The organism is Formosa algae (genome assembly GCF_001439665.1).
Lineage (GTDB): Bacteria > Bacteroidota > Bacteroidia > Flavobacteriales > Flavobacteriaceae > Formosa > Formosa algae.
The window spans coordinates 18,415-40,128 of the sequence record NZ_LMAK01000037.1 but is presented as its reverse complement, the minus strand read 5'-3'; the positions used below and the strand labels follow the sequence as shown (position 1 = coordinate 40,128).

At 34.8% G+C, this 21,714-nt stretch carries 12 protein-coding genes; all 12 read left to right on the top strand.

Going from position 1 to position 21,714, the window contains the following annotated elements:
- Window positions 1-945 (top strand): LUD domain-containing protein (locus AST99_RS10815; protein WP_057781856.1); only part of this gene is annotated, 945 nt, incomplete at its 5' end.
- Entirely contained in the window at window positions 938-1,525 is a 588-nt protein-coding gene (locus AST99_RS10810) for a LutC/YkgG family protein (protein ID WP_069727840.1), read from the top strand. The genes AST99_RS10815 and AST99_RS10810, both read left to right, overlap by 8 nt.
- 272 nt (window positions 1,526-1,797) lie before the next feature.
- Window positions 1,798-5,934, top strand: a complete 4,137-nt coding sequence (locus AST99_RS10805; RefSeq protein WP_057781851.1) for a hybrid sensor histidine kinase/response regulator transcription factor — start codon at window positions 1,798-1,800, stop codon at window positions 5,932-5,934.
- A 374-nt stretch (window positions 5,935-6,308) separates the two neighbouring features.
- On the top strand, window positions 6,309-8,099 hold the full coding sequence (locus tag AST99_RS10800) for an alpha-L-fucosidase (protein WP_198151485.1): 1,791 nt from the start codon (window positions 6,309-6,311) through the stop codon (window positions 8,097-8,099).
- Window positions 8,100-8,146: 47 nt separating this feature from the next.
- Window positions 8,147-9,967 (top strand): arylsulfatase, encoded by a 1,821-nt coding sequence (locus AST99_RS10795; RefSeq protein ID WP_057781850.1) that lies wholly within the window; start codon window positions 8,147-8,149, stop codon window positions 9,965-9,967.
- 74 nt (window positions 9,968-10,041) lie between these two features.
- On the top strand, window positions 10,042-11,409 hold the full coding sequence (locus tag AST99_RS10790) for a sulfatase family protein (RefSeq protein WP_057781849.1): 1,368 nt from the start codon (window positions 10,042-10,044) through the stop codon (window positions 11,407-11,409).
- 35 nt (window positions 11,410-11,444) lie between these two features.
- Complete coding sequence (locus AST99_RS10785) at window positions 11,445-12,938, top strand: alpha-L-fucosidase (protein WP_198151483.1); 1,494 nt, start codon at window positions 11,445-11,447, stop codon at window positions 12,936-12,938.
- Window positions 12,939-12,942: 4 nt separating this feature from the next.
- Window positions 12,943-13,812: an SGNH/GDSL hydrolase family protein gene (locus AST99_RS10780; protein ID WP_172441703.1), complete on the top strand. Its 870-nt coding sequence runs from the start codon at window positions 12,943-12,945 to the stop codon at window positions 13,810-13,812.
- The gene (locus AST99_RS10775) at window positions 13,787-15,301 is read left to right on the top strand and encodes a sulfatase-like hydrolase/transferase (RefSeq protein ID WP_198151481.1); all 1,515 of its coding nucleotides are present in this window, start codon (window positions 13,787-13,789) and stop codon (window positions 15,299-15,301) included. Before AST99_RS10780 ends, AST99_RS10775 begins: the two co-directional genes overlap by 26 nt.
- Before the next feature lie 50 nt (window positions 15,302-15,351).
- Window positions 15,352-18,324, top strand: a complete 2,973-nt coding sequence (locus tag AST99_RS10770) for a SusC/RagA family TonB-linked outer membrane protein (protein WP_057781846.1) — start codon at window positions 15,352-15,354, stop codon at window positions 18,322-18,324.
- 28 nt (window positions 18,325-18,352) lie between these two features.
- The gene (locus AST99_RS10765; protein WP_198151480.1) at window positions 18,353-19,894 is read left to right on the top strand and encodes a RagB/SusD family nutrient uptake outer membrane protein; all 1,542 of its coding nucleotides are present in this window, start codon (window positions 18,353-18,355) and stop codon (window positions 19,892-19,894) included.
- Between the two features lie 221 nt (window positions 19,895-20,115).
- Window positions 20,116-21,699, top strand: coding sequence for a sulfatase family protein (locus AST99_RS10760; RefSeq protein WP_057781853.1), 1,584 nt, complete (start codon window positions 20,116-20,118; stop codon window positions 21,697-21,699).
- Window positions 21,700-21,714: the final 15 nt, after the last annotated feature.

The following is a 21,714-nucleotide window of genomic DNA, read 5'->3' as shown; positions in this document are numbered from 1 at the left end:
CCGCCAAGCCATATTGTGTTGCCAGCCATTCATAAAACAAAGGAAGAAGTCGATGTGTTATTCCAAAAACATTTAGGCACTAAGCCTTGCGATGGCGATCCACAATACTTAACTGGAGAAGCAAGAAAGCATCTTAGAGAAAAGTTTGTAAGCGCAGATGCTGCCATAACAGGAGTCAATTTTGCCATTGCAGATACAGGTGGATTTGTGGTATGTACTAACGAAGGGAATGCTGATATGGGTGCGCATTTAGCACCAGTGCATATTGCTTGTATGGGTATTGAAAAGATTATTCCAAAGCAAGAACACTTAGGTGTGTTTTTACGTTTATTAGGACGCAGTGCTACGGGGCAACACATCACAACCTATTCCTCGCATTTTAAAAAGCCTCGAAAGGGCACTAAAATGCATATAGTAATCGTGGATAATGGGAGAACCGAGCAATTGAGTCGTCCAGACTTTAGAGCTTCATTGCAATGCATCCGATGTGGTGCATGTATGAACACTTGTCCGATTTACAGACGTAGCGGTGGACATAGTTACGATGCGACTATTCCAGGACCCATTGGTTCTATTCTATCACCAGGAAAAGATTTAAAGAAACACAGTAGTTTACCATTCGCATCAACCTTGTGCGGATCGTGTTCAGATGTATGTCCGGTGAAAATAGATATTCATACACAACTTTATAAATGGCGTCAAATCATTACAAAAGAAACAAAGCAACCTTACGTGAAAGCGATGTCTATGAAAATGATGGGCGATATGTTTTCTAAACCTGCCAAATTCGAAAAAGTTGGTAAGGTGGCACGTTGGTCTCTAAGAAATCTACCTAAGGGCATGATTAATTCTAAACCTAATGTTTGGGGGAATGCACGGGATTTACCTTCTGGTCCAGAAGAAAGTTTTGATGAGTGGTATAAAAATAGAAAAAAAGATGAGTAGTAGAGCCGCAATTTTATCAAGAATAAAAACGAATAAACCAGATATATTAGAGTTGCCGACTGTAAATGTAGAAGTGTTTGCAGACTCTAGGAATATTGTAGATGAGTTTGTTTTAAAAGTAGAAGTCGCAGGAGGGCAAGTTATAAAAGCAAGTACTAACAACGCTATTTTAAATCAGATTAAAACCTTGTTTCCGGAAGGCAAAGTAAAATATTCAACACTTGAAAATACAGCAGATTTTAATACGGTAGATTTTGAAACGCTTCAAAGTCCGAAAGATTTAGAAGATTTAGATATTTTAGTTTTAGAAAGTGATTTAGGTGTAGCCGAAAATGGTGCAGTATGGATTAAAGATGCTACTTTACCAATGCGCGTATTGCCGTTTATCACAAAACATTTGGTTATTGTAGTCGATCAAAAAGAGCTTGTACCGTTTATGCATCAGGCCTATCAAAAATTAGCAGCACAAGACAATGATTTTGGAGTTTTCTTATCTGGACCGTCTAAAACAGCAGATATAGAACAATCTTTAGTTATAGGCGCACATGGTGCGTTGAGTCTGACTTTGTTTTTAAAGTAAATACAACTCATTTTTTATAATACATCTTAATAGTGCATGTTTATAAAAGTGTTTATAGAGAAATTAAGCTATCCATATAATAAAGCTTATGATATTGAATTTTCTTTGTTTTTTAATATAAAAGAGGGTGGTTTTTTATATATAATTAAGTATTAAGCTGTATTTTTGATTAGTAGTAAAAGGAATTAAACTATTCTTAAATACTTTATAAAAGTCAGGATAAATAAGTGATTTTGTGGTTAAAGAATAGGTGTTTTAATTAAATAGAGCCTATGAAAATAAGAATAATTCGATTACTGATATTTCTATGTGTCAGTTTTAGTTACGCTCAAGACAAACCTATTAAGCTTAGTAATCAACGTATAGAATCCTTTAATAGCGAACAAGGTTTTTTTCAGAACACAGTACATTCTATTATTTCAGATTCTAGCGGCTATTTATGGGTAGCGACACCCAATGGATTAGTGCGTTACGACGGATATTCTTTCGATTATTATTATCATAACATAGAAGATAAAAACTCCTTACCAAACAATTTTGTATCTACTCTTTTAAACGATTCTAAAGGCCGATTATGGATTGGTACTCGAGGAGGCGTGTGTTTATACCTCACAGATAAAGAGGAGTTTATTCTTGTAGATCAATCTATTCAAAAAGATCTTTTCATTAAACAAGACAACCAAAATCGCATTTGGGTTGGAGACGCTCACAAAATTAAAGTCTATGATTCTACTAGTGAAGATTTACAACATCCTAACAAAATTGCAGAAATTGATGTGTCGCACGTATTAAACGAAAGTATTATAACGGGGGTCGAGTTTCTTTCTAATTCAGAGTTGTTAGTGGCTACTACTCAGAACATTGTTAAAGTCGATATAAATGAAGACGACAATTATGCCATAACCGTATTAGAGCTTAGTATAGATGCGAATATTGGAAACATCAAAGAAATTCTAAAAGTTAATAACTCTATATGGATTGGCACCACTTCAGGTTTGTATCAAACCTTTTACGAGAATGGGCAGTTACTTACAGTAGGGAGTTATTTTACAAAAGGCGATACAGAAATTAGTGCTTCAAGGTTCGATATTCAAGCTCTGTTTTTAGATAAGGATAAGAATTTATGGATAGGTACACGTAATGATGGTGCTATAAAATATGAGACCAAAACTGGCGATTTTACTTTTTTTCAATACAACTCTAAATATAAAAATGGTTTAACAAGTAATCGTGTAAATTGTTTTTACGAAGACAATTTTGGTGTGCTTTGGATTGGAACAGCTCAAGGTGGATTAAATAAATTCGATAAGAATTTAAAAGATTTTCAAAATTACTCTCATAATGCATTTGACGATAGGTCGCTATCTAGTAATTTAATTACCGACTTGGTTGAAGATAAAGACGGGAGAATTTGGGTGTCATTTTTTAGAAGTGAAATTAGTAAATCGTCCGAACCTTTAGATTTGCAAAGCGGAAAACGCATTTCCTTTAATCGGCTAGATAATCAATTACGTCAACTTGAAAACCAATGGGTGTTAACCATGTTTCAAGATTTAAAAGGCTATTGGTGGATTGGTACAAACAAAGGGGTTTATCTGTATGATGAAAATCAAGATGCGCTAAAACCAGTCATTTTGGAACACAATGGGGCTTCAGAAAGTTTAATATTTAATCGTGTTATTCAGCAAATAGATGCCGATCAAATACTATTAGCCGGACAAAAAGTGTTTTTATTAAACAACCCTTGGGATACTATTTTAGATGATAAACCGGTTGAAGTCCAATCGGAATTATTCACCATTGGAAAAAATAATCAGATTAACGATTATAATAAAGATACCTATGGGAATCATTGGTTTGCGAGTAATCTCGGATTGTATCGTGTACAGGTTGAAAATGGCTCGTGGATGGTCAAGAATTATTTAACGACCACTTCAGAATCTAAAAACCTTGCCCTGAGTTACAATTATATTTTTAATGTTCATGTCGCTTCAAATAAAACGGTTTGGTTAGGAACATACGGTGGCGGCGTAATGAAAATCGATTTAAATTCCTCTGGAGATCCTGAAAATATTACAGGATTTCATAGAAACGACGGATTAAGAGATGAAGTGATTTATGGTATTTTAGAAGATGATGAAGGCTTGCTATGGATGAGTACAGATATGGGAATTAGTTGTATGGATCCTAAAAAAGGGGTGTTTAATTTTTATGATGTTAGTGATGGGGTTTTAAGTAACAATTTCAGACAATCGGCCTTTTTAAAAACAAGTAAAGGCATCATGTTAATGGGAGGTGTAGACGGTTTAACGGTCTTCGATCCCAAGCAAATTGTTAAGAATGTAAATGCGCCAAAGGTGTTAATTTCACGATTAAAAATAAATAACGAACCTGTCGTTTACGGAAAGAAAATAAACGGAAAAACCATATTAAAACAATCTATTGCCGAGACTAAGGAATTAGATATAGAACATAACAATAGAAACATCTCTTTAGATATTATTGTACAGCATAGTGCCACGCCCAATAAAAATAAAGTCGCTTATAAATTAGAAGGTGTAAATCAAGATTGGATAGAAAATGATAGTGGGAAAACTACGGCAACTTACACTAATTTAAGTCCCGGGTCTTATGAGTTTTTATATAGAGGTGCAAATGGTGATGGACTTTGGACACCTGTAGAACATTTTAAAATAAATGTGCTTGCCCCTTGGTATTTAAGGTGGTGGAGTTTGGTTATCTGGATGTGTTTGGTGTTGTTAATAGCACATTCAATAATGACGTATTTGGTTCGTTTAGAAAAACTCAATCAGAAACTGAAGTTTGAACAGCTTGAGAAGGAAAGAGTTCGCGAGATGAATCAAGCAAAATTACGATTCTTTACTAATATTTCCCATGATTTTAAAACACCTTTATCTCTAATTATTGGTCCGTTAGAGAAAATAGCAGATGAATATAAAACAAACGATAATCAGAAGTATTTTTCTATCATTCAAAATAACATCTTAAGATTACAGCGTTTAATAGATCAATTAATTTCATATAGAAAGGCGGAAGCTGGACATTTAGAATTAAACTATTCCAAAGTGACTCTAGGAGATTTTATGTATCCATTAATGGAAGGGTTCGAGGATTATGCGCATAGATCACTTTTAAATTTTTATTATAAAATAGACGATCCGAATAAATTGATTTCTATAGATATTAATAAAACCGAACGGATCTTACTCAACCTGTTTTCTAATGCTGTAAAATACTCTAGTTCGTATAAAGAAGTTAGTATTGAGGCCGGAATTATTACACAAAATAACGAAGAAGTATTATCTCTAAAGGTTACGAATACCGGAGGAGAAATTTCACCAGAAAAAATAGATAGAATTTTCGATCGTTTTTACCGAGGTGTCGATGAAAAACAAGATTGGAACGGCACAGGAATTGGTTTGGCACTATGTAAATCTTTAGTCGATTTAATGAAAGGAGATATATCGGTTACAAGCGAGCCCGATAAGAAAACGGAATTTAAAATTATACTTCCTATATCCAATCATGGAGATGTTATTGAAGAACACGAATTAAAGAAATATCATAAAATAGTTACAGATTGGTTGCCGTCGGAATTGGAGAGTATCCAAGATCAGCCTATGGACGCATCACGATCCACTTTATTAATTATTGATGATGAACAAGATGTACGAACATTTTTATACGAGGCTTTCAAAGATCGTTATAATATTGTAATGGCTGTAGATGGTGAAGATGGATTATTAAAATTAAAAGAGAATCTTCCGCAACTTGTTATAAGCGATGTTATGATGCCAAAATTAAATGGCTACGAATTGTGTAAACAAATTAAATCAGATACAGAGTTGTGCCACATTCCTGTTATTCTTTTAACGGCTATGGACGACAATTTTAAAAAACTGCAAGGTTTAGAATTAGGTGCAGATGATTATATTGTGAAACCCTTTTCTATTAAATATTTAGAAGTTCGAGTTAAAAAACTGATTGAGAATAAGCAACGTATTTTCGAATACTATTCTAGAAATAGCTTCTTGCCAAAAGATTCTTTAATAAGTTCTTCTAAAGACAAACAGTTTTTAGAAAGTATAAATCAATCTATAGAGAAAAATATGTCTAATTCAGTCTTTGGAGTAGAAGAGTTGGCTGCAGATATTGGTATGAGTACGTCTCATTTTTATAGAAAGCTTAAAGAACTTACCGGACAAGCTCCTAATTTTTATCTGAGAAACTTCCGTATGCAGAAAGCAGCAGAGTTATTAACAGCAAATAAAAACCTAACAGCGGCAGATGTGATGTTCGAAATCGGAATCGAATCTAAATCTTATTATTCTTCAGCATTTAAGAAAATTCATGGTGTTTCTCCGTCAGAATTCGTAAAAAAAAGATGATTGATTTGAGTTAATTAAATATGTTAACTATTTGTTAATCAGTTGCTTTAATGTTGCTCAAATCGCTCTGAGTAAATTAAGCATTAAAAAAACATGATGCGAGTAACTACATTTAACATATAGATAACATATTTGTAATAGTCCAATTTGATTAAATTGATATTAAAAGCGGCTAAAAAAACAATATTTAATAATTAAGAGTATTGTTTTTTGTTATAACCATAAAAATATAAGGTTTTAGCGAGCAATGCTTATTTTGAAAAAGCTGTAAGAATTGAAGCAAAACGTTTTCTAATTTATTTTACTTTAAAGCTTTCACTTCAGGAAGAATATCTTCTTTATTACAATTGGGTTTAACACCTAAATATTATTACATGTTTAAACGTAGACAACTCTTAGTACCATTTGCATTGCTATTTGTAATGTGTTTTCAGTCTTATGCTCAAGAAAAAAATGGAGAAGACAGTATGGATAAATTATGGGGGGAAAATGCCGTAGTAGATGGTAACATTAGAGAAGGACGTGGTCAGTTTTTTGACCAAAGTAATTTTGGAATGTTTATTCATTGGGGTTTATTTTCAGATTTAGCCGGAAAATGGAATAACAAGACCTATTATGGTATTGGTGAGTGGCTAATGAATCCAAGAGTTGCCAACATTCGTCCTGAAGATTATATGAAAGTGGCAGACGATTTTAATCCTTCAAAATTTGATGCAAAAGCTATTGCTCAATTAGCCAAAGATGCTGGTATGAAATATATAATTATTACCAGTAAACATCATGAAGGTTTTGCAATGTTCGATTCTAAAGTGAGTGATTTTGATATTGTAGATGCTACACCGTTTGCAAGAGATCCAATGAAAGAACTTTCTGCAGCATGTCACGAATTAGGTCTAGGATTTGGGTTTTATTATTCTCATTACCAAGATTGGACAACTCCAGGTGGAGCAGGCGGTCCTTCTCAAAATGCCGATGGAAGTGAGGCTACATTTAAAGATTATTTCTACAATAAATGTAAACCCCAAGTCAGAGAAATTTGTAGTAATTACGGCGATATCGACTTTGTATGGTTCGACACACCAGGAGGAATGCCTGAAGAATATGTGGTAGAACTTGCCGATATGGTTAGAGAATTACAACCAAATACCATGCTTTCTAGTAGAGTTGGGTATGGGTTAGGTGATTATGTAACTCATGGCGATATGGAAGTTCCACCCGTAAACTTAGATATCCTTTGGGAAAGTTGCGATACCAATAACGATTCTTGGTCTTACGCTTGGTACGATAACAATTTTAAAAGTCCGAAGGAAATTTTACACCGATTAATCTCTACAGTGGGACGGGGAGGAACTTATCTATTTAATGTGGGACCTAATGGCGAAGGTGAAGTACCAGAAATTGGTGTTCAGTTTTTAGAACAAGCCGGAGCATGGATTAAAAAATATCCTCAAGTTATATACGATGCAGGAAGTTCTCCTTGGGGACATGCATTACCTTGGGGAGATGTAACAACAAACGGAAATTCTTTATACTTATCCGTTTTTGATTGGCCACAAGATGGAAAATTATACTTACCAGGATTAGAAAATGATATTGTTTCAGCAGAAATTTTAGGAGGTAAAAAATCAGAAAAAATTAAACATTCAAAGCAAAATAATTGGACTATTCTCGAAGTGCCATATAAAAAGCCAGATGCTCCTGTAGCTGTGATAGAAGTTAAATTGAAAAAAGAGGCTAAAGTCAGCGGTACTCACGGTATATATCCAAATATACCAACTACCATTCTTACCGATTTTGCGACAGTAACAGATGCCGAGAAAAAATCGATTAGATGGATGGAGAAATTTGGGGAATGGAAAAAAACCACACAAGTTAGTCATTGGAAAAAAAGTGGTGTTGCATCATTTGAAGTTAACGTTTTAGAACCTGGCTATTACTATTTAGAATTAGAATATACAGGTGAAGGAAGATTGGTATGGAAAACCACTACAGATGAAGGTGTAATGGTACAAAACGAACAAGCGGCTACAGGTAAATATCAAGCCTATCCTATGGGAATTTTGGAATTTAAAACAGCAGGAAAGCATACCGTTTCAGTGTCTTTAGTATCAAGAGATAAAGAGACATCAAGTTTAAAATCAATTATAATAAAACCCATTCAATAAGAACAAGAGCCTTTAGACTCTATAAAAATTAAACAAACTAAACGATCATGAAAAATTTAACCAAACTCTTAGGGCTTTTAACGCTATTAACGATAACGTTTTCGTGTAAGAATGAGAAAACTGAGAAAGCTGAAGTTGTTAAAAATCAGCCTAATATTATTATCGTCATCACAGACGATCAGGGTTATGGAGATGTTGCACATAATGGGAATACCATCATTAAAACACCTACAATTGATGCTTTTGCAAAGCAAAGTGTGAGTTTAACAAATTACCATGTGGCAACTACTTGTGCACCAACACGAGCAGGATTATTAACCGGAAGAAACTGTAATAGAAATGGAGTTTGGCATACCATTATGGGAGCTTCAATGTTAAATAGAGAAGAAGTTACTATCGCAGATGTATTAAAAGATAATGGTTATAAAACAGCAATGTTCGGGAAATGGCACCTTGGAGATAACCATCCGTTTGCGCCACAAGAACGCGGATTCGATGAAGCGTTTTACCACGGAGGTGGCGGTGTAGGACAAACGCCAGACCACTGGAACAACGATTATTTTGACGATACCTATTTAAGAAATGGAACACCAGAAGAAGTAGAAGGTTATTGTACAGATGTGTGGTTTGATGAAGCGATACAATTTATTGAGAATAAAAAGGATGATCAGTTTCTATGTTATTTAAGTTTAAATGCGCCACACTCGCCATTTAATGTGCCTCAAGAATATTACGATTTATATAAAAATGAAGAAAGTCTATTAGAAACTCAAAAGCGTTTTTATGGGATGATTACAAATGTAGACGACAATTTTTCTAGACTACTTAATAAGTTAGACGAATTGAAAATTGCAGATAATACTATTGTCATTTTTACAACAGACAACGGAACATCTAACGGTTATCATGTCGATGAAGATACAGGAGTTGTTCATGGCTTTAACGCAGGAATGCGTGGTACAAAAGCTAGCGAATATGAAGGCGGACATCGTGTGCCATTTATAATACGTTGGCCAAACGGAAATTTAGAAGCAGGTAAATCACTTTCAGATTTAGTGTCTCATGTCGATATGTTACCAACTTTAACATCTTTAGCGGGTATAGAATATACGTCGGACAAAGTGATGGATGGAACAGATATTAGTGGCTATTTACAAGGAGAATCTAAAATTGACGAACGCTATTTGGTTGTAGATACTCAGCGTATTTCTTGGCCTGAAAAAGGTAAAAATAGTTGTGTCATGCAAGGCGACTGGAGATTAATTAAAGGAAACGAATTATATAATCTTGCAGACGATCCAGGACAAACTAAAAATTTAGCTGAACAATACCCAAAACGTGTGGCAGATATGAATGCGTTTTACGAAACATGGTGGGCAAGTGTGATAGAAGAAACTAAATATTCTACAATTGATTTAGGTGTAGATGAGGATGAGGTTATTACGTGTCATGATGCTAGAACTGTAGATTATTTTCCACCATGGAATCAGAGATTGATTAGAGAAGGCGAACCTATGAAGCCAGCACCATTCTTTGTGAATTTTGTAAAAGCAGGAACTTACACCTTTAAATTAAGACGTTGGCCAGCAGAAAGTGGAGTCTCATTAGGCTCAGAAATTTCAGACGAAATTCCAGCAACAGAAACATCAGATCCTCGAGTTCATGGAACGGCTATGACTTTTAAAAAGGCGTTTGTGAAAATTGGAGATCAACAAGTTGAAGTTGATGTTGATAATACAGCACAATCAGCCGATTTAGAATTAGAAGTGTCGCAAGGAAAAACTGAGTTATTAGCTTGGTTTGAATTAGAAAGCGGTGAATTAACCAATGCGTTTTATGTGAACGTAGAAAAAACAGCTGTTAATTAAACAGGGGTTTATGCTGAATAAAATATAAAACAAGAAAGATTAAAAGTATTCGAAATACTAAAAAATGAAATCTAATGAGTAAAAAAATAATACTTTTTGTAGTGTGCTCGCTCTTGGTTGGAGGTGCTTTTGTACAAGCCCAATCCAAATCAGAACGGCCAAATATCATTTTTATTTTTGCAGATGATTGGGGATATGGAGATCTAAGTGCTCACGGAAGCACATGGGTAGAAACTCCAAACATTGATAATATGATTAAAGACGGTATGGATTTCGCCAATTTTACCGTAAACAGTCCAGTGTGTTCACCAAGTCGAACAGCAGTAATGACTGGACAATTTCCTGCCAGACAAAGTATTCATCAGCATTTTCAAGGTTGGAAAGCGCATGAAAAACGAGGAATGCCAGATTGGATGGATCCAAAAGATATGTCCTTTCCAAAAGCATTTCAAAAGGCGGGTTATGCAACTGCTCATTTTGGAAAATGGCACTTAGGTTCTGCTCCAGATATGCCAAAAGAAAGCGCATATGGTTACGATGAATACGCGACGTTTAATGGCTCTAAAAACATAGACATTCCAAAGGCCGGATCTGTGGGTGTAGATTATGCGGAAGATTTTATTAAACGTCATAAAGACCAACCGTTTTTTATCAACTTATGGTTACATGAAGCCCATACAGCGCATTATCCGCAAGAGCGTTTCATGAATAAATTCGGAGAATTAGATGAACAAAAACAAGTCTACGCGTCCATAATTGCAGAAGGTGATGAAGCCGTTGGCCGAATTTCAAAATTATTGAAAGAATTAGGTTTAGAAGAGAATACGCTAGTGGTATTTTCAACAGATAATGGTCCAGAATGGGAAGGTGGAGCAGATCAAAAACAACACAAAAAGGGAGAAGTAGGTTTAGGTAAATATTATTCGGTAGGAGAAACAGGCGGACTTAAAGGTCAGAAAAGATCGTTGTTCGCAGGAGGTATTCGCGTGCCTTTTGTAGCAAAGTGGCCAAAAGTAATTCCCAAAGGTGTTAAAGATGATATTTCTGTGGTAACTGCAGTAGATTTATTACCAACGTTTTTAGAAGCAGCAAACATCCCGATGCCTAAAGATTATAAACCTGACGGAGAAAGTATGATGCCGGCGTTAACCGGAAAAGGATTTAAAAGAAGTAAATCTATTTTCTGGGAATGGAAAGGCGGTACAAGTAACGATTATACGTGGCCAACTTTAGGAGTTCGCGATGGCGATTGGAAATTAGTTGTAGATGTTACTGGTGATAAATACGAGTTATTCAATTTAAAAGCAGATTGGAAAGAAACTATAGATTTAGCTAAAAGTAACCCTGAAAAAGCACAAGAACTTTTAGGAGAAGTTAAAGCTTGGAAAGCTACATTACCAACAGAGCCAAGAGCAAGTTGCTTGTCAGCTGTTAGAAAATAAGAAAAATAAAGGTGCGATTAAAAATGATAAACGCCATGTTACAAAAAATAAAAATAGGATTCTTAGTATTGGTTTTAGGGTTTACAAGCTGTAAGCAAAAACAAACTAAAAGTGTGGAGCAAATGCAAGAGAAACCGCAAGCTTTGACATACGAACAAATGAGTGCCTCTAAAGATATCGCTAAAGAAGCTTTTAACGATGCAAAATATGGAATGTTTATTCATTGGGGATTATATGCAATTCCAGGAGGGATTTGGAAAGGCAAAAAAATGGAGGAATTAAAAGGACCTCGAGTTGCAGAATGGATTCAGTTTGGAGCAGAAATTCCTAGAGCAGAATATGCAGAATTAGCAACTCAGTTTAATCCAACACATTTTGATGCCGATGCCATTGCGAAATTGGCTAAAGAAGCAGGTATGAAATATTTAGTGATTACCTCTAAACATCATGACGGTTTTGCAATGTATGACTCAAAAGTGAGTGAATACGATATTATCGACGCTACGCCATATTCAAAAGACATTGTAAAAGAATTGTATGATGCTTGTCAGAAATACGGTGTTGATTTCGGATTGTACTATTCTCATAACATCGATTGGAACGACGGAAATGATTGCGGACTTTCGGAATATTTAGCTTCTGGAGGCGAAGTACACGATCGTGTTAAGCGTAAAGCAGGTGTAAATACTTGGGATCCGAGTCCAAATACATTTACCGAATATTTAGAAAATAAAGCTTATCCGCAGGTAAAAGAAATACTAACAAAATTTCCAAATATGACCACCTTGTGGTACGATTATCCGCATTATGTAACTCCAGAAGAAAGTTTAGAATTCTATAAAATAGCTTACGATTTACAACCAAATATGTTGGTAAATTCTCGAGTAGGAAACGATTTAGGAGATTTCGATATTCCTGGTGATAATAAAATTCCAAGTGACCATTTAGCAATTACCAAACCTTGGCAAACAGTTGGAACTACAAATAACTCTTGGGGTTATAAGTCTTACGATCACGATTGGAAATCTGTAAAAGAATTGCTGTTCTGGTTAACAGAAATTGTAAGTAAAGGCGGGAATTATATGCTGAATATTGGTCCTGATGCTTTAGGAGATGTGCCACAAGAATCGGTAACTAACCTATTAGAAGTTGGTAAGTTTTTAGATGTTAATGGAGAAGCGATTTACAATACAAGAAAATGGAAAGTAACGCACGAAGGACCAACTAAAATTGAAATGAACGGAACACATGATCGCGCGAATAAAGCCGATTTAAAGTTTGATTTTACGCCTAGCGATTTTTGGTTTACACAAAAAGAACATACCATTTATGCCATTTCATTAGCACAACCAAAAGAAGCTGTGTTGATTAAGAGTATTACAGAAAAAGAAGCTGGAGTTGTAAAATCTGTGAGTTTAGTGGGTAGTGAAGCCGAAGTGGAGTGGACACAAACCGAAGTAGGATTACAAGTGAATTTAGGAACAGCACAAGAGAATCCGAATGGATACGCGCTTAAAATTGAAATATAAAACAATGAATAGAAGATCGTCTATAAAATTAATGGGAGCACTAGGCCTAGCTGTATTAATACCTGTTCGTATGTTCGGAACAGCTATTAGTGTGGGGTGCGAAACTTGTGCTACAGCTTGGAAAAATCTTAGCCGATTTAATGCGACTAGATATCAATTCAGGTATTTAGAGCCAACTCCAGGATTACCTAAAGTATTTATTTATGGCGATTCTATTTCTATTGGTTATACAGAATATGTTAGAGAATCTTTAGAAGGCAAAGCCGATGTCATGCGTTTACATACCAACGGAAATTCTAGTGCAGAGTTTATTAAAAGAATGGAAGTGTTTAGAACTGCTTTATTTCAACCATTCTTAATAGATGGTTTTAATTTTTCGTGGGATGTTATTCATTTCAATGTAGGATTACACGATTTAAAATATCTATACAACGGAAAATTAAATAAAGAGCAAGGAACACAGGTGTCCAGTTTACAAGAGTATGAGAAAAATCTGAATAACATCATTAAATACCTTAAAGACACTTATCCCAAAGCGAAGTTGGTTTTTGCTACAACCACACCAGTTCCTGATGGAGAAGAAGGGAGAGTTCAAGGCGATGCGATACGATATAATGAGGTTGCTATGAAGGTAATGAAGCAACATTCAGATATTATCATAAACGATTTATACACCTTTTCTATTCCTGTATTAGAACAATTTCCTGAAGGACCAGGGAATGTACATTATAAAGCAGAAGGATCGAGATTACAAGGTATTCAAGTCGCAAAAGTATTAGGAAATGTTCTGGATATAGAACCCAAAGATTGTCCTTCAGTAGAGCTTGTTTCAGCAAAATTTAAAGCATATGAATCTAAAAATAAAAATGAATAACATGATGTTTAGAAAAGCACTTTTTTTAATATTAATCTTGAGTCTTTTCGGACTTCAACAAGGGCATTCGCAAAGTAAAAAAGAAAGTAAACCAAATATCATTTTCTTTTTTACGGACGATCAATCTTACGATACGCAAAAGGATTTTGGAAACAAATTGGCCAAAACACCTAATTTGGATGTATTGGCAAGTAACGGAGTTGTGTTTTCAAGACACTATAATACAACGGCTATTTGTATGGCAAGTCGTGCGAATGTCATGACAGGCCAATTCGAATACAAAACAGGTTGTAATTTCGATCATGGATCTTTAGGAACAAAACAATGGTCTACTTCGTATCCTGTATTGCTAAAAAAAGCAGGCTATCGCGTTGGCTTTGCGGGTAAGTTTGGTTTTTCTATTTCAGATGAAAATGGAGGATGGGGAGAAGAAGGAGAAGTAGCACAACACGATTTCGATTTTTGGGCAGGTGGTCCTGGACAAACGGAGTATAAAACCATTAAAAATCCAACCATAGCTAAGTATGCAGATACATATCCGCATAGTACACGTGCTTATGGAGCAGCGACTATAGATTTTATAAACGAATCTGTAGACAAAGGTGAACCATTTTGTATGAGTTTGTTTTTTAAAGCACCTCATAGACCGGTTCAACCAGATCCAATGTTCGACAATGTATATAAAGATGTCGTTTTCGATAAATTACCAAACTACGGGAGAAAAGCTGGAGAACATTTGGCTAAACAGTCAAGAATGGGAAGACAGTACCCAAGATTTGTAGAATGGGGTTACGATCAGGAAGATACCTATCAAGAAGCTTTACGTCAGTATCATCAGCTTATATATGGTGTAGATTATTCTATAGGCATGGTATTAGCCGAATTGAAAAAATTAAATATAGATGATAATACCATCATTATATTTTCTTCAGATAACGGGTATTTTAATGGGTCTCATGGTTTAGGGTCTAAAGTATTGCCTTACGAAGAAGGCGCAAGAACTCCGCTTATTATTGTAGATCCTCGTCAGAAAAACAAAGCACAACGTACAGCATCCTTAACAGGAAATGTAGACATTACAGCAACAATACTAGATTATGCAGGCGTTTCAATTCCGTCTATTTACGACGGGAAAAGTATTCGTCCTTTAGTTGAAAATCCTAAATCACAAATCCGATCTACACTTCCAATCATTCAAGTTTGGGGGCCTAAAGCAACACATTGTTTAACGGTTATGGACGATAAGTATAAATATGTGTATTGGTATTATAAAGACGCATCTGAAAATATATATCCTACAGAAGAACTTTTCGATATTGAAAATGATCCTTATGAAATGGTAAACCTAGCAAATCAATCAAAATATAAACCACAACTATCTAAAATGCAAAAACTATATGACAAACAATTGAACCACTGGAAAAAAGAAGGCGTAAAATACAATGGGTATGAAAATTACGATGTAGTGTTTAAACGACCTTTAGATTAAAAACAACCAATCAAACAGACAAGCAAACTAACATTTAATTTAAATTAATTATGACAAAATTATTAACCACAATTTTTATTATTATGATATCGGTTTCGGCCTTTTCCCAGGAAAAGATGGTTACTGGTAAAGTAGTAGATAATACAGGTATGCCTTTATCAGGGACTACTTTAATTATCAAAGGAACGAATAATGGAACGATGACGGATTTTGATGGAGAATATTCCATAGAAGCGAAATCGACCGATGTTATTACATTCTCCTATGTTGGAATGAAGACACAAACCGTTACCGTAGGACAATCGAGTACCATTAATATCACAATGGAAGAGGATGCTGCGGCTTTAGAAGAAGTCGTTGTTATTGGTTATGGAACGGTAAAGAAAAAAGATTTAGCAGGATCTGTTGCCGTTGTAGATACGGAAAATACGTTTGCGGCACCAGTAGCAAATCCACAGAATGCACTTCAGGGAAGAGCAGCAGGTGTACAAGTTACTTCATCTAGTGGAGCACCAGGAAGTTCTCCAGAAATTATAATTCGTGGAGGGAACTCGATTACAGGAGGTAACAGTCCCTTGTATGTTATAGATGGATTTGTAGGCGCAGATAATATATCTTCATTAAATCCTAATGATATTGAATCGATGCAAGTGTTAAAAGATGCATCTTCTACTGCAATATATGGAGCTAGAGGTACAAATGGTGTAATTATTATTACAACAAAAAAAGGTAAATTAGGAAAGCCTGTTGTGAATTTTAGAGCATCTTCTGGTATACAAAGTTTACCAGATGAGATTGATGTGCAAAACACTCTTGAATTAGCCACTTGGTTTAATAACATCTCTCCAGATCAAACGAATTTACCATACGATTTAGATAATTTACCAGATACTGATACAAACTGGCAAAAAGAACTAACAAGAGAAGCTGTTATGTCTGACTATCAATTGTCTGTTAGTGGAGGTACTGAAGCTGTAAAATATTACGTGTCTGGAGGCTTACTTAATCAAGATGGTATTGTAAAAGGATCTGGTTTTGATAGATACAGTTTACGTTCTAATATCGATTTTAAATTATCAAAGGTTTTTAAAGCAGGTGTAAATATTGCACTTTCTAGAACAGATAAAGAAAATAATACAATAAGCTTTACACAATTACTAAGAGAAGATCCATCGAAGCCTATTTATGATGAAGAAGGAGAATATTGGATTGGTACGAACCCTATTTTAGGAACCGAAACAGGTAACTTAATGGCTGATGCTTTATTGAATGATGATAATACAACTCTAGATAAAATTTTTATCAATACATACGTAGAAGGTAATTTCTTTGATGATAAATTAACGTGGAAATCTACGTTTGGTGGAGATTTTATATATAACAAACGTCATCGTTTTACGCCGTCTACCAACCCTAGTTTTATTATGAACGACAATCAATTGGCTCAAGCCATAATAAACAGGTCTAATAATCAAGAATTTTTAAATGAAAACACGCTTAACTATAGTGAAACCTTTGGAGATCACTCAATAAATGTGTTAGCAGGTGCTTCGTTTCAAACTCAAAGTAGTGAGAGTGTGACTATAAATGCGTCTGATATTCCAAGTGATGGTGTAGGTGTAAATGCTATTCAATTGGCGCCAGCAGAAAGTGTAGCAATATCTTCTAGTTATAGCGAAGTACATAATCTAGGTGTATTTGGTAGAGTTAGCTACATCTATAAAGATAGATATGTTTTTAATGCCTCGCTTAGACGAGATGGGAAGTCAAGTTTAGGAGTTAATGAGAAATATGAGAATTTCCCTTCTGCATCATTTGCATGGAAAGTGAAAGAAGAATCTTTTATGCAAAATGTTGATGCAATTAGCGATCTTAAATTTAGAATAAACTATGGTAGAACAGGGAATTCAGGAGTATCTGCATTTAGCACAATTGCAAACTATGGTATAGATAATAATACCATTTTAGTAGATGGCGTATCTGTTCCAGGAGTGTATCAGGACGAAATTGCAAAGCCAAATTTAGGTTGGGAAATTACAGATCAATTTGATGCAGGTTTAGAAATTTCTTTATTTAAAAGAAGACTTACTGCAGAAGTAGACGTTTACTATAAAAAAACAACAGATTTACTTTTAGCAGAAGATGTACCTGATTTTACAGGGAAAACAGAGTTACTTACTAATATTGGAGAAGTTCAAAACAAAGGTATAGATATTGTTTTATCAGGAATAATAATTGATACAAACGATTTTAAATGGGATGCTTCTTTAAATATTTCAACCTATAAAAACGAAGTCATAGATTTAGGACAAAGTACATTTCTTTCAACTAAAAACTTAACTGCACCTGCTGTAGATGAAAGTAGTAGATTAATGGTTGGTCAGCCTGTAGGGATATTTTGGGGAGCAAAATATTTAGGATTCGATCCTGAAACAGGCGATGCTATTTTTGAAGATATAAGTGGCCCAGACGGTGTGCCAGATGGTGTATATAGTGGTGAATATGACGATCAAGTAATTGGGAATGCTAATCCTGATTTTTATGGAGGTTTCCAAACTAATTTTAAATACAAAAACTTCGATTTGTCAGCATTCTTTGCTTTTAGTGTAGGTAATGAAACGTATAGTGAAGAATTCTTCAGAGTAAATGAAACTACGCTTAATAGCTTTGCTTCAATACGTAATAACATGTATTCTGTAAATAATACAGAGAATGCATTGTATCCAGCAGTAGGAAGTAATAATTACGACTTGTCTAGTAGTTTATATTTACAAGATGCTAGTTATTTAAGATTAAGCACCTTACAATTGGGATATACTTTACCATCTAATTTAATTAAAGGATTAAGTAAACTGAGACTTTATTTTACGGGTAGTAACCTATTCTTAGTAAAATCTGATGATTACTTAGGTTTTGATCCCGATGTAAACACTGGAGCTACCGGTCAGCTTCAACGTGGTTTTGACGCTATTGCATATCCACAAAGTAGAAATTTACTTCTAGGAATTGATGTTAGTTTCTAATTTAAATTTAACCATTAAAATACTAAAAATGAAAAATAAATATATACTTAAAGTTTTGATGATTACCTTTTTAGGTATAAACATCAGTTGTAGCGATTTTTTAGATGAAGATGCAAGAGGTTTGTTAACGCCTGATACATTCTTTCAAAATGAAGAAGAAGCTATTTTAGCCTTAAATACCCTAAATGAAAATGTAGGAAATGCAAATTTTCTTTTCTTTTTAGGAACAGATTTAGGTGTTTCTGGAAGAATAACTTTAGCTGCAGCACATAGTTTTGGTGCTTATGATTTCGATGTTACAAATAATAGACTTGCTTGGGATACTCAATATGCTACTATAATGAATGCTAATTTAGCCTTGGCCAGTATAGAAAAATCTTCTTTGTCTGATGATGTCAAAGGAATGGTTACTTCTCAGGCACTTTTCTTTAGAGCATTTCAATATATAAACCTTGCAACGACATATGGAGATGTACCTTTTATAGTAGAAGAATTAACTAATATTGAGGAAGTGTCTCTATATGGTCAAACAGATGATACGGTTGTCATTCAAGCTATGATAGACGATTTAGAAACTGCAATTACATCTGGATATTTATCTACAAGTACCTGGGGCGATAATGACGGAAGACCAACAGTTTGGGCTGCTCGTATGTTAAAAGCTCATGCTCATATTTGGCTAGAACAATGGGATGAAGCACGCACAGAATTAATTGAAGTAACAACGAATTCTCCTCATGAATTAAATGATGATTATGCAGATAAGTACAGAGAAGGTAACGAAGTACATTCAGAAATTATTTTCGGAAAACAATACTTACAAGATATTTTAAGTAGTATTAATACTACAGCTCGCCCTAATCTTGCTGGAGACTCAGGATCTAGATCTGCTTTTACAGAAGTAGGTATCTCTAACGGATCTGCTCCATTTACCTTAAGAAAGAGTTTTGCTAATACTTATGATGATAATGATGCTAGAAAAATTTATAATGTATGGGATAGCTATACGTTAGAAGGAACCACAGAACCTATTGAATTCGCTTGGACTTATATGCCAAAACTAATGCGTGGGCCAGTACCAGTTAGTGATCCATTGTTTTCTGAAGAAGAAGCTACAAATAATTCAAGTGAACCGTCTCGTATTTTTTTATTAGCAGATGCCTATTTATTACTTGCCGAAGCAGATTTTATGTTAAATGGTGGGGATAGTCAAGTTGCACTAGATGCTATTAATGCCGTAAGATTAAGAACAACTTTACCATTATATACTTCTATAACAATGGAAGATATTCGTAATGAACGTGCTTGGGAATTGGTTGGAGAAAGCTACTGGGGTAGAAAACGTGATCTTATTCGTTGGGGAATATTAGACTCTACGGTTATAGGATTACCAGCAGCTGAAGCAGCAGCTGGAGCTACAACAGAAGCAATTTCTCGTGCACAAGATGAAGCTGATATTATTTCAAGTGCCCCAGCTGGCAGATATACACAATATCCTGTTCTGCAAGATGATGTTTTACAGAGTCAGGCTATTGGTGGTGCCTTAACGCAGAATCCACTTTGGGAATAGTCTTAAATTGACCTTTAAAGATCATAGTATATGATCTAGAGTTTTTATGAATAAATGCGTTGGATGCTTGTCATTCAATGCATTTGTTTTTCTTTTTTGTTAAATAATCAGACATGTAATCTCTGTTTTAATTTCTAAATTATAGCGTTTACGTTTTAGGATTTTTAGAATAATAACTTACTGTAAAACATCAGATTATTAATCCATAAATAATGCGTTTTATGTATCAATTACAAAAATTAGTAGTGTTTCTATGTGTAAGCATTCTTGCTTATCAAGCTACAGGACAAAACAAATCTTCAAAAATCAAACAGCCTAATATCATCTATATTTTGGCAGACGATTTAGGTATAGGAGATCTAAGTATCTATAATGAAAACAGTAAAATACATACTCCAAATTTAGATAAGCTGGGCGCCGAAGGTATAATGTTTACCGATGCCCACACATCCTCTTCTGTATGCACACCAACACGCTACGGCATTCTAACAGGCCGTTATAACTGGAGAACACCACTTAAACAATTTGTAACTTGGGGGACCTCTCCAATGTTAATTCAAGACGAGCGATTAACAGTTGCCGATTTACTACAACAACATGGTTATAAAACAGCAAACATTGGAAAATGGCACCTCGGACTTAATTGGGCGACAAAAGATGGTGTAAAAGATTACGACCATTATACGGGAATAAAAGACAAATACGACTTCGATCGCATCGATTATGCTAAGCCCTTAGATAAAGGTGCATTAGATTTAGGATTCGATTATTCGTATTTACTTTCGGCATCTTTGAATATGCCTCCTTTTGTGTATGTTGAAAATGATAAAGTCGTGAAAGTGCCTACCGAAATATCAGAACAAAAGAGAGCACAAAACCCATATGCATATTGGATAAAAGGAGATATTTCAGAAGACTTCGTTCACGAGGAAGTGTTGCCTGTATTTGTAGATAAATCCATTTCATTTATAAAAGAAAATGCTGGAGGAGATAAACCCTTCTTCATTTATTTGCCGTTACCAGCACCACATAATCCTATTTTACCAATCGAACCTTGGAAGGGAAAAAGTAACATAAATCCGTATGCCGATTTTGTTTTAATGATAGACGATTTAATGGGGAACATTTTTAAAGCCATTAAAGACAGTGGTATTGAAGAAAATACGCTCGTTATTTTTACAAGCGATAATGGTTGTGCTTCTAATGCAAACTATCCCGTGCTTGCAAAAAAAGGTCATAATCCGAGTTATATCTACAGCGGAAATAAAGGCAGTTATTTGGAAGGCGGACATCGTGTGCCATTTCTTGTAAAATGGCCTGAAAAAATTAAACCGAATTCGGTGTCTAACGAAACCATTTGTACAACAGATTTTATGGCCACTTGTGCCGATCTAGTGAATTACAAATTAAATGATAATGAGGCCGAAGATAGTTTTAGTATGCTGCCATTATTAACTCAAAAAGAAGGATATGAAAGAGAAGTCACCATTCATCATAGTAAATCAGGCGTTTTTGCGATTAGAAAAGGCAATTGGAAATTAATTCAGTCTCCAAATTCAGGTCTTAATGCTAACGGTAAGCCTGAAAAAATTAAAGCAGAGCTTCCAGAAGAAATTCTATATAATTTGAAAACCGATATCGCAGAAAAAGTAAATGTAGCAAATCAATATCCTGAAAAAGTTCAAGAATTGAAGGAATTACTAATTAAAACAATTAATGATGGTAGAAGCACACCAGGTGAAATTCAGGATAATGATCCTAGCACAATGCCATGGGTACAAACAGCTTTTATAACTGAAAAATAACATTGATATCTACTG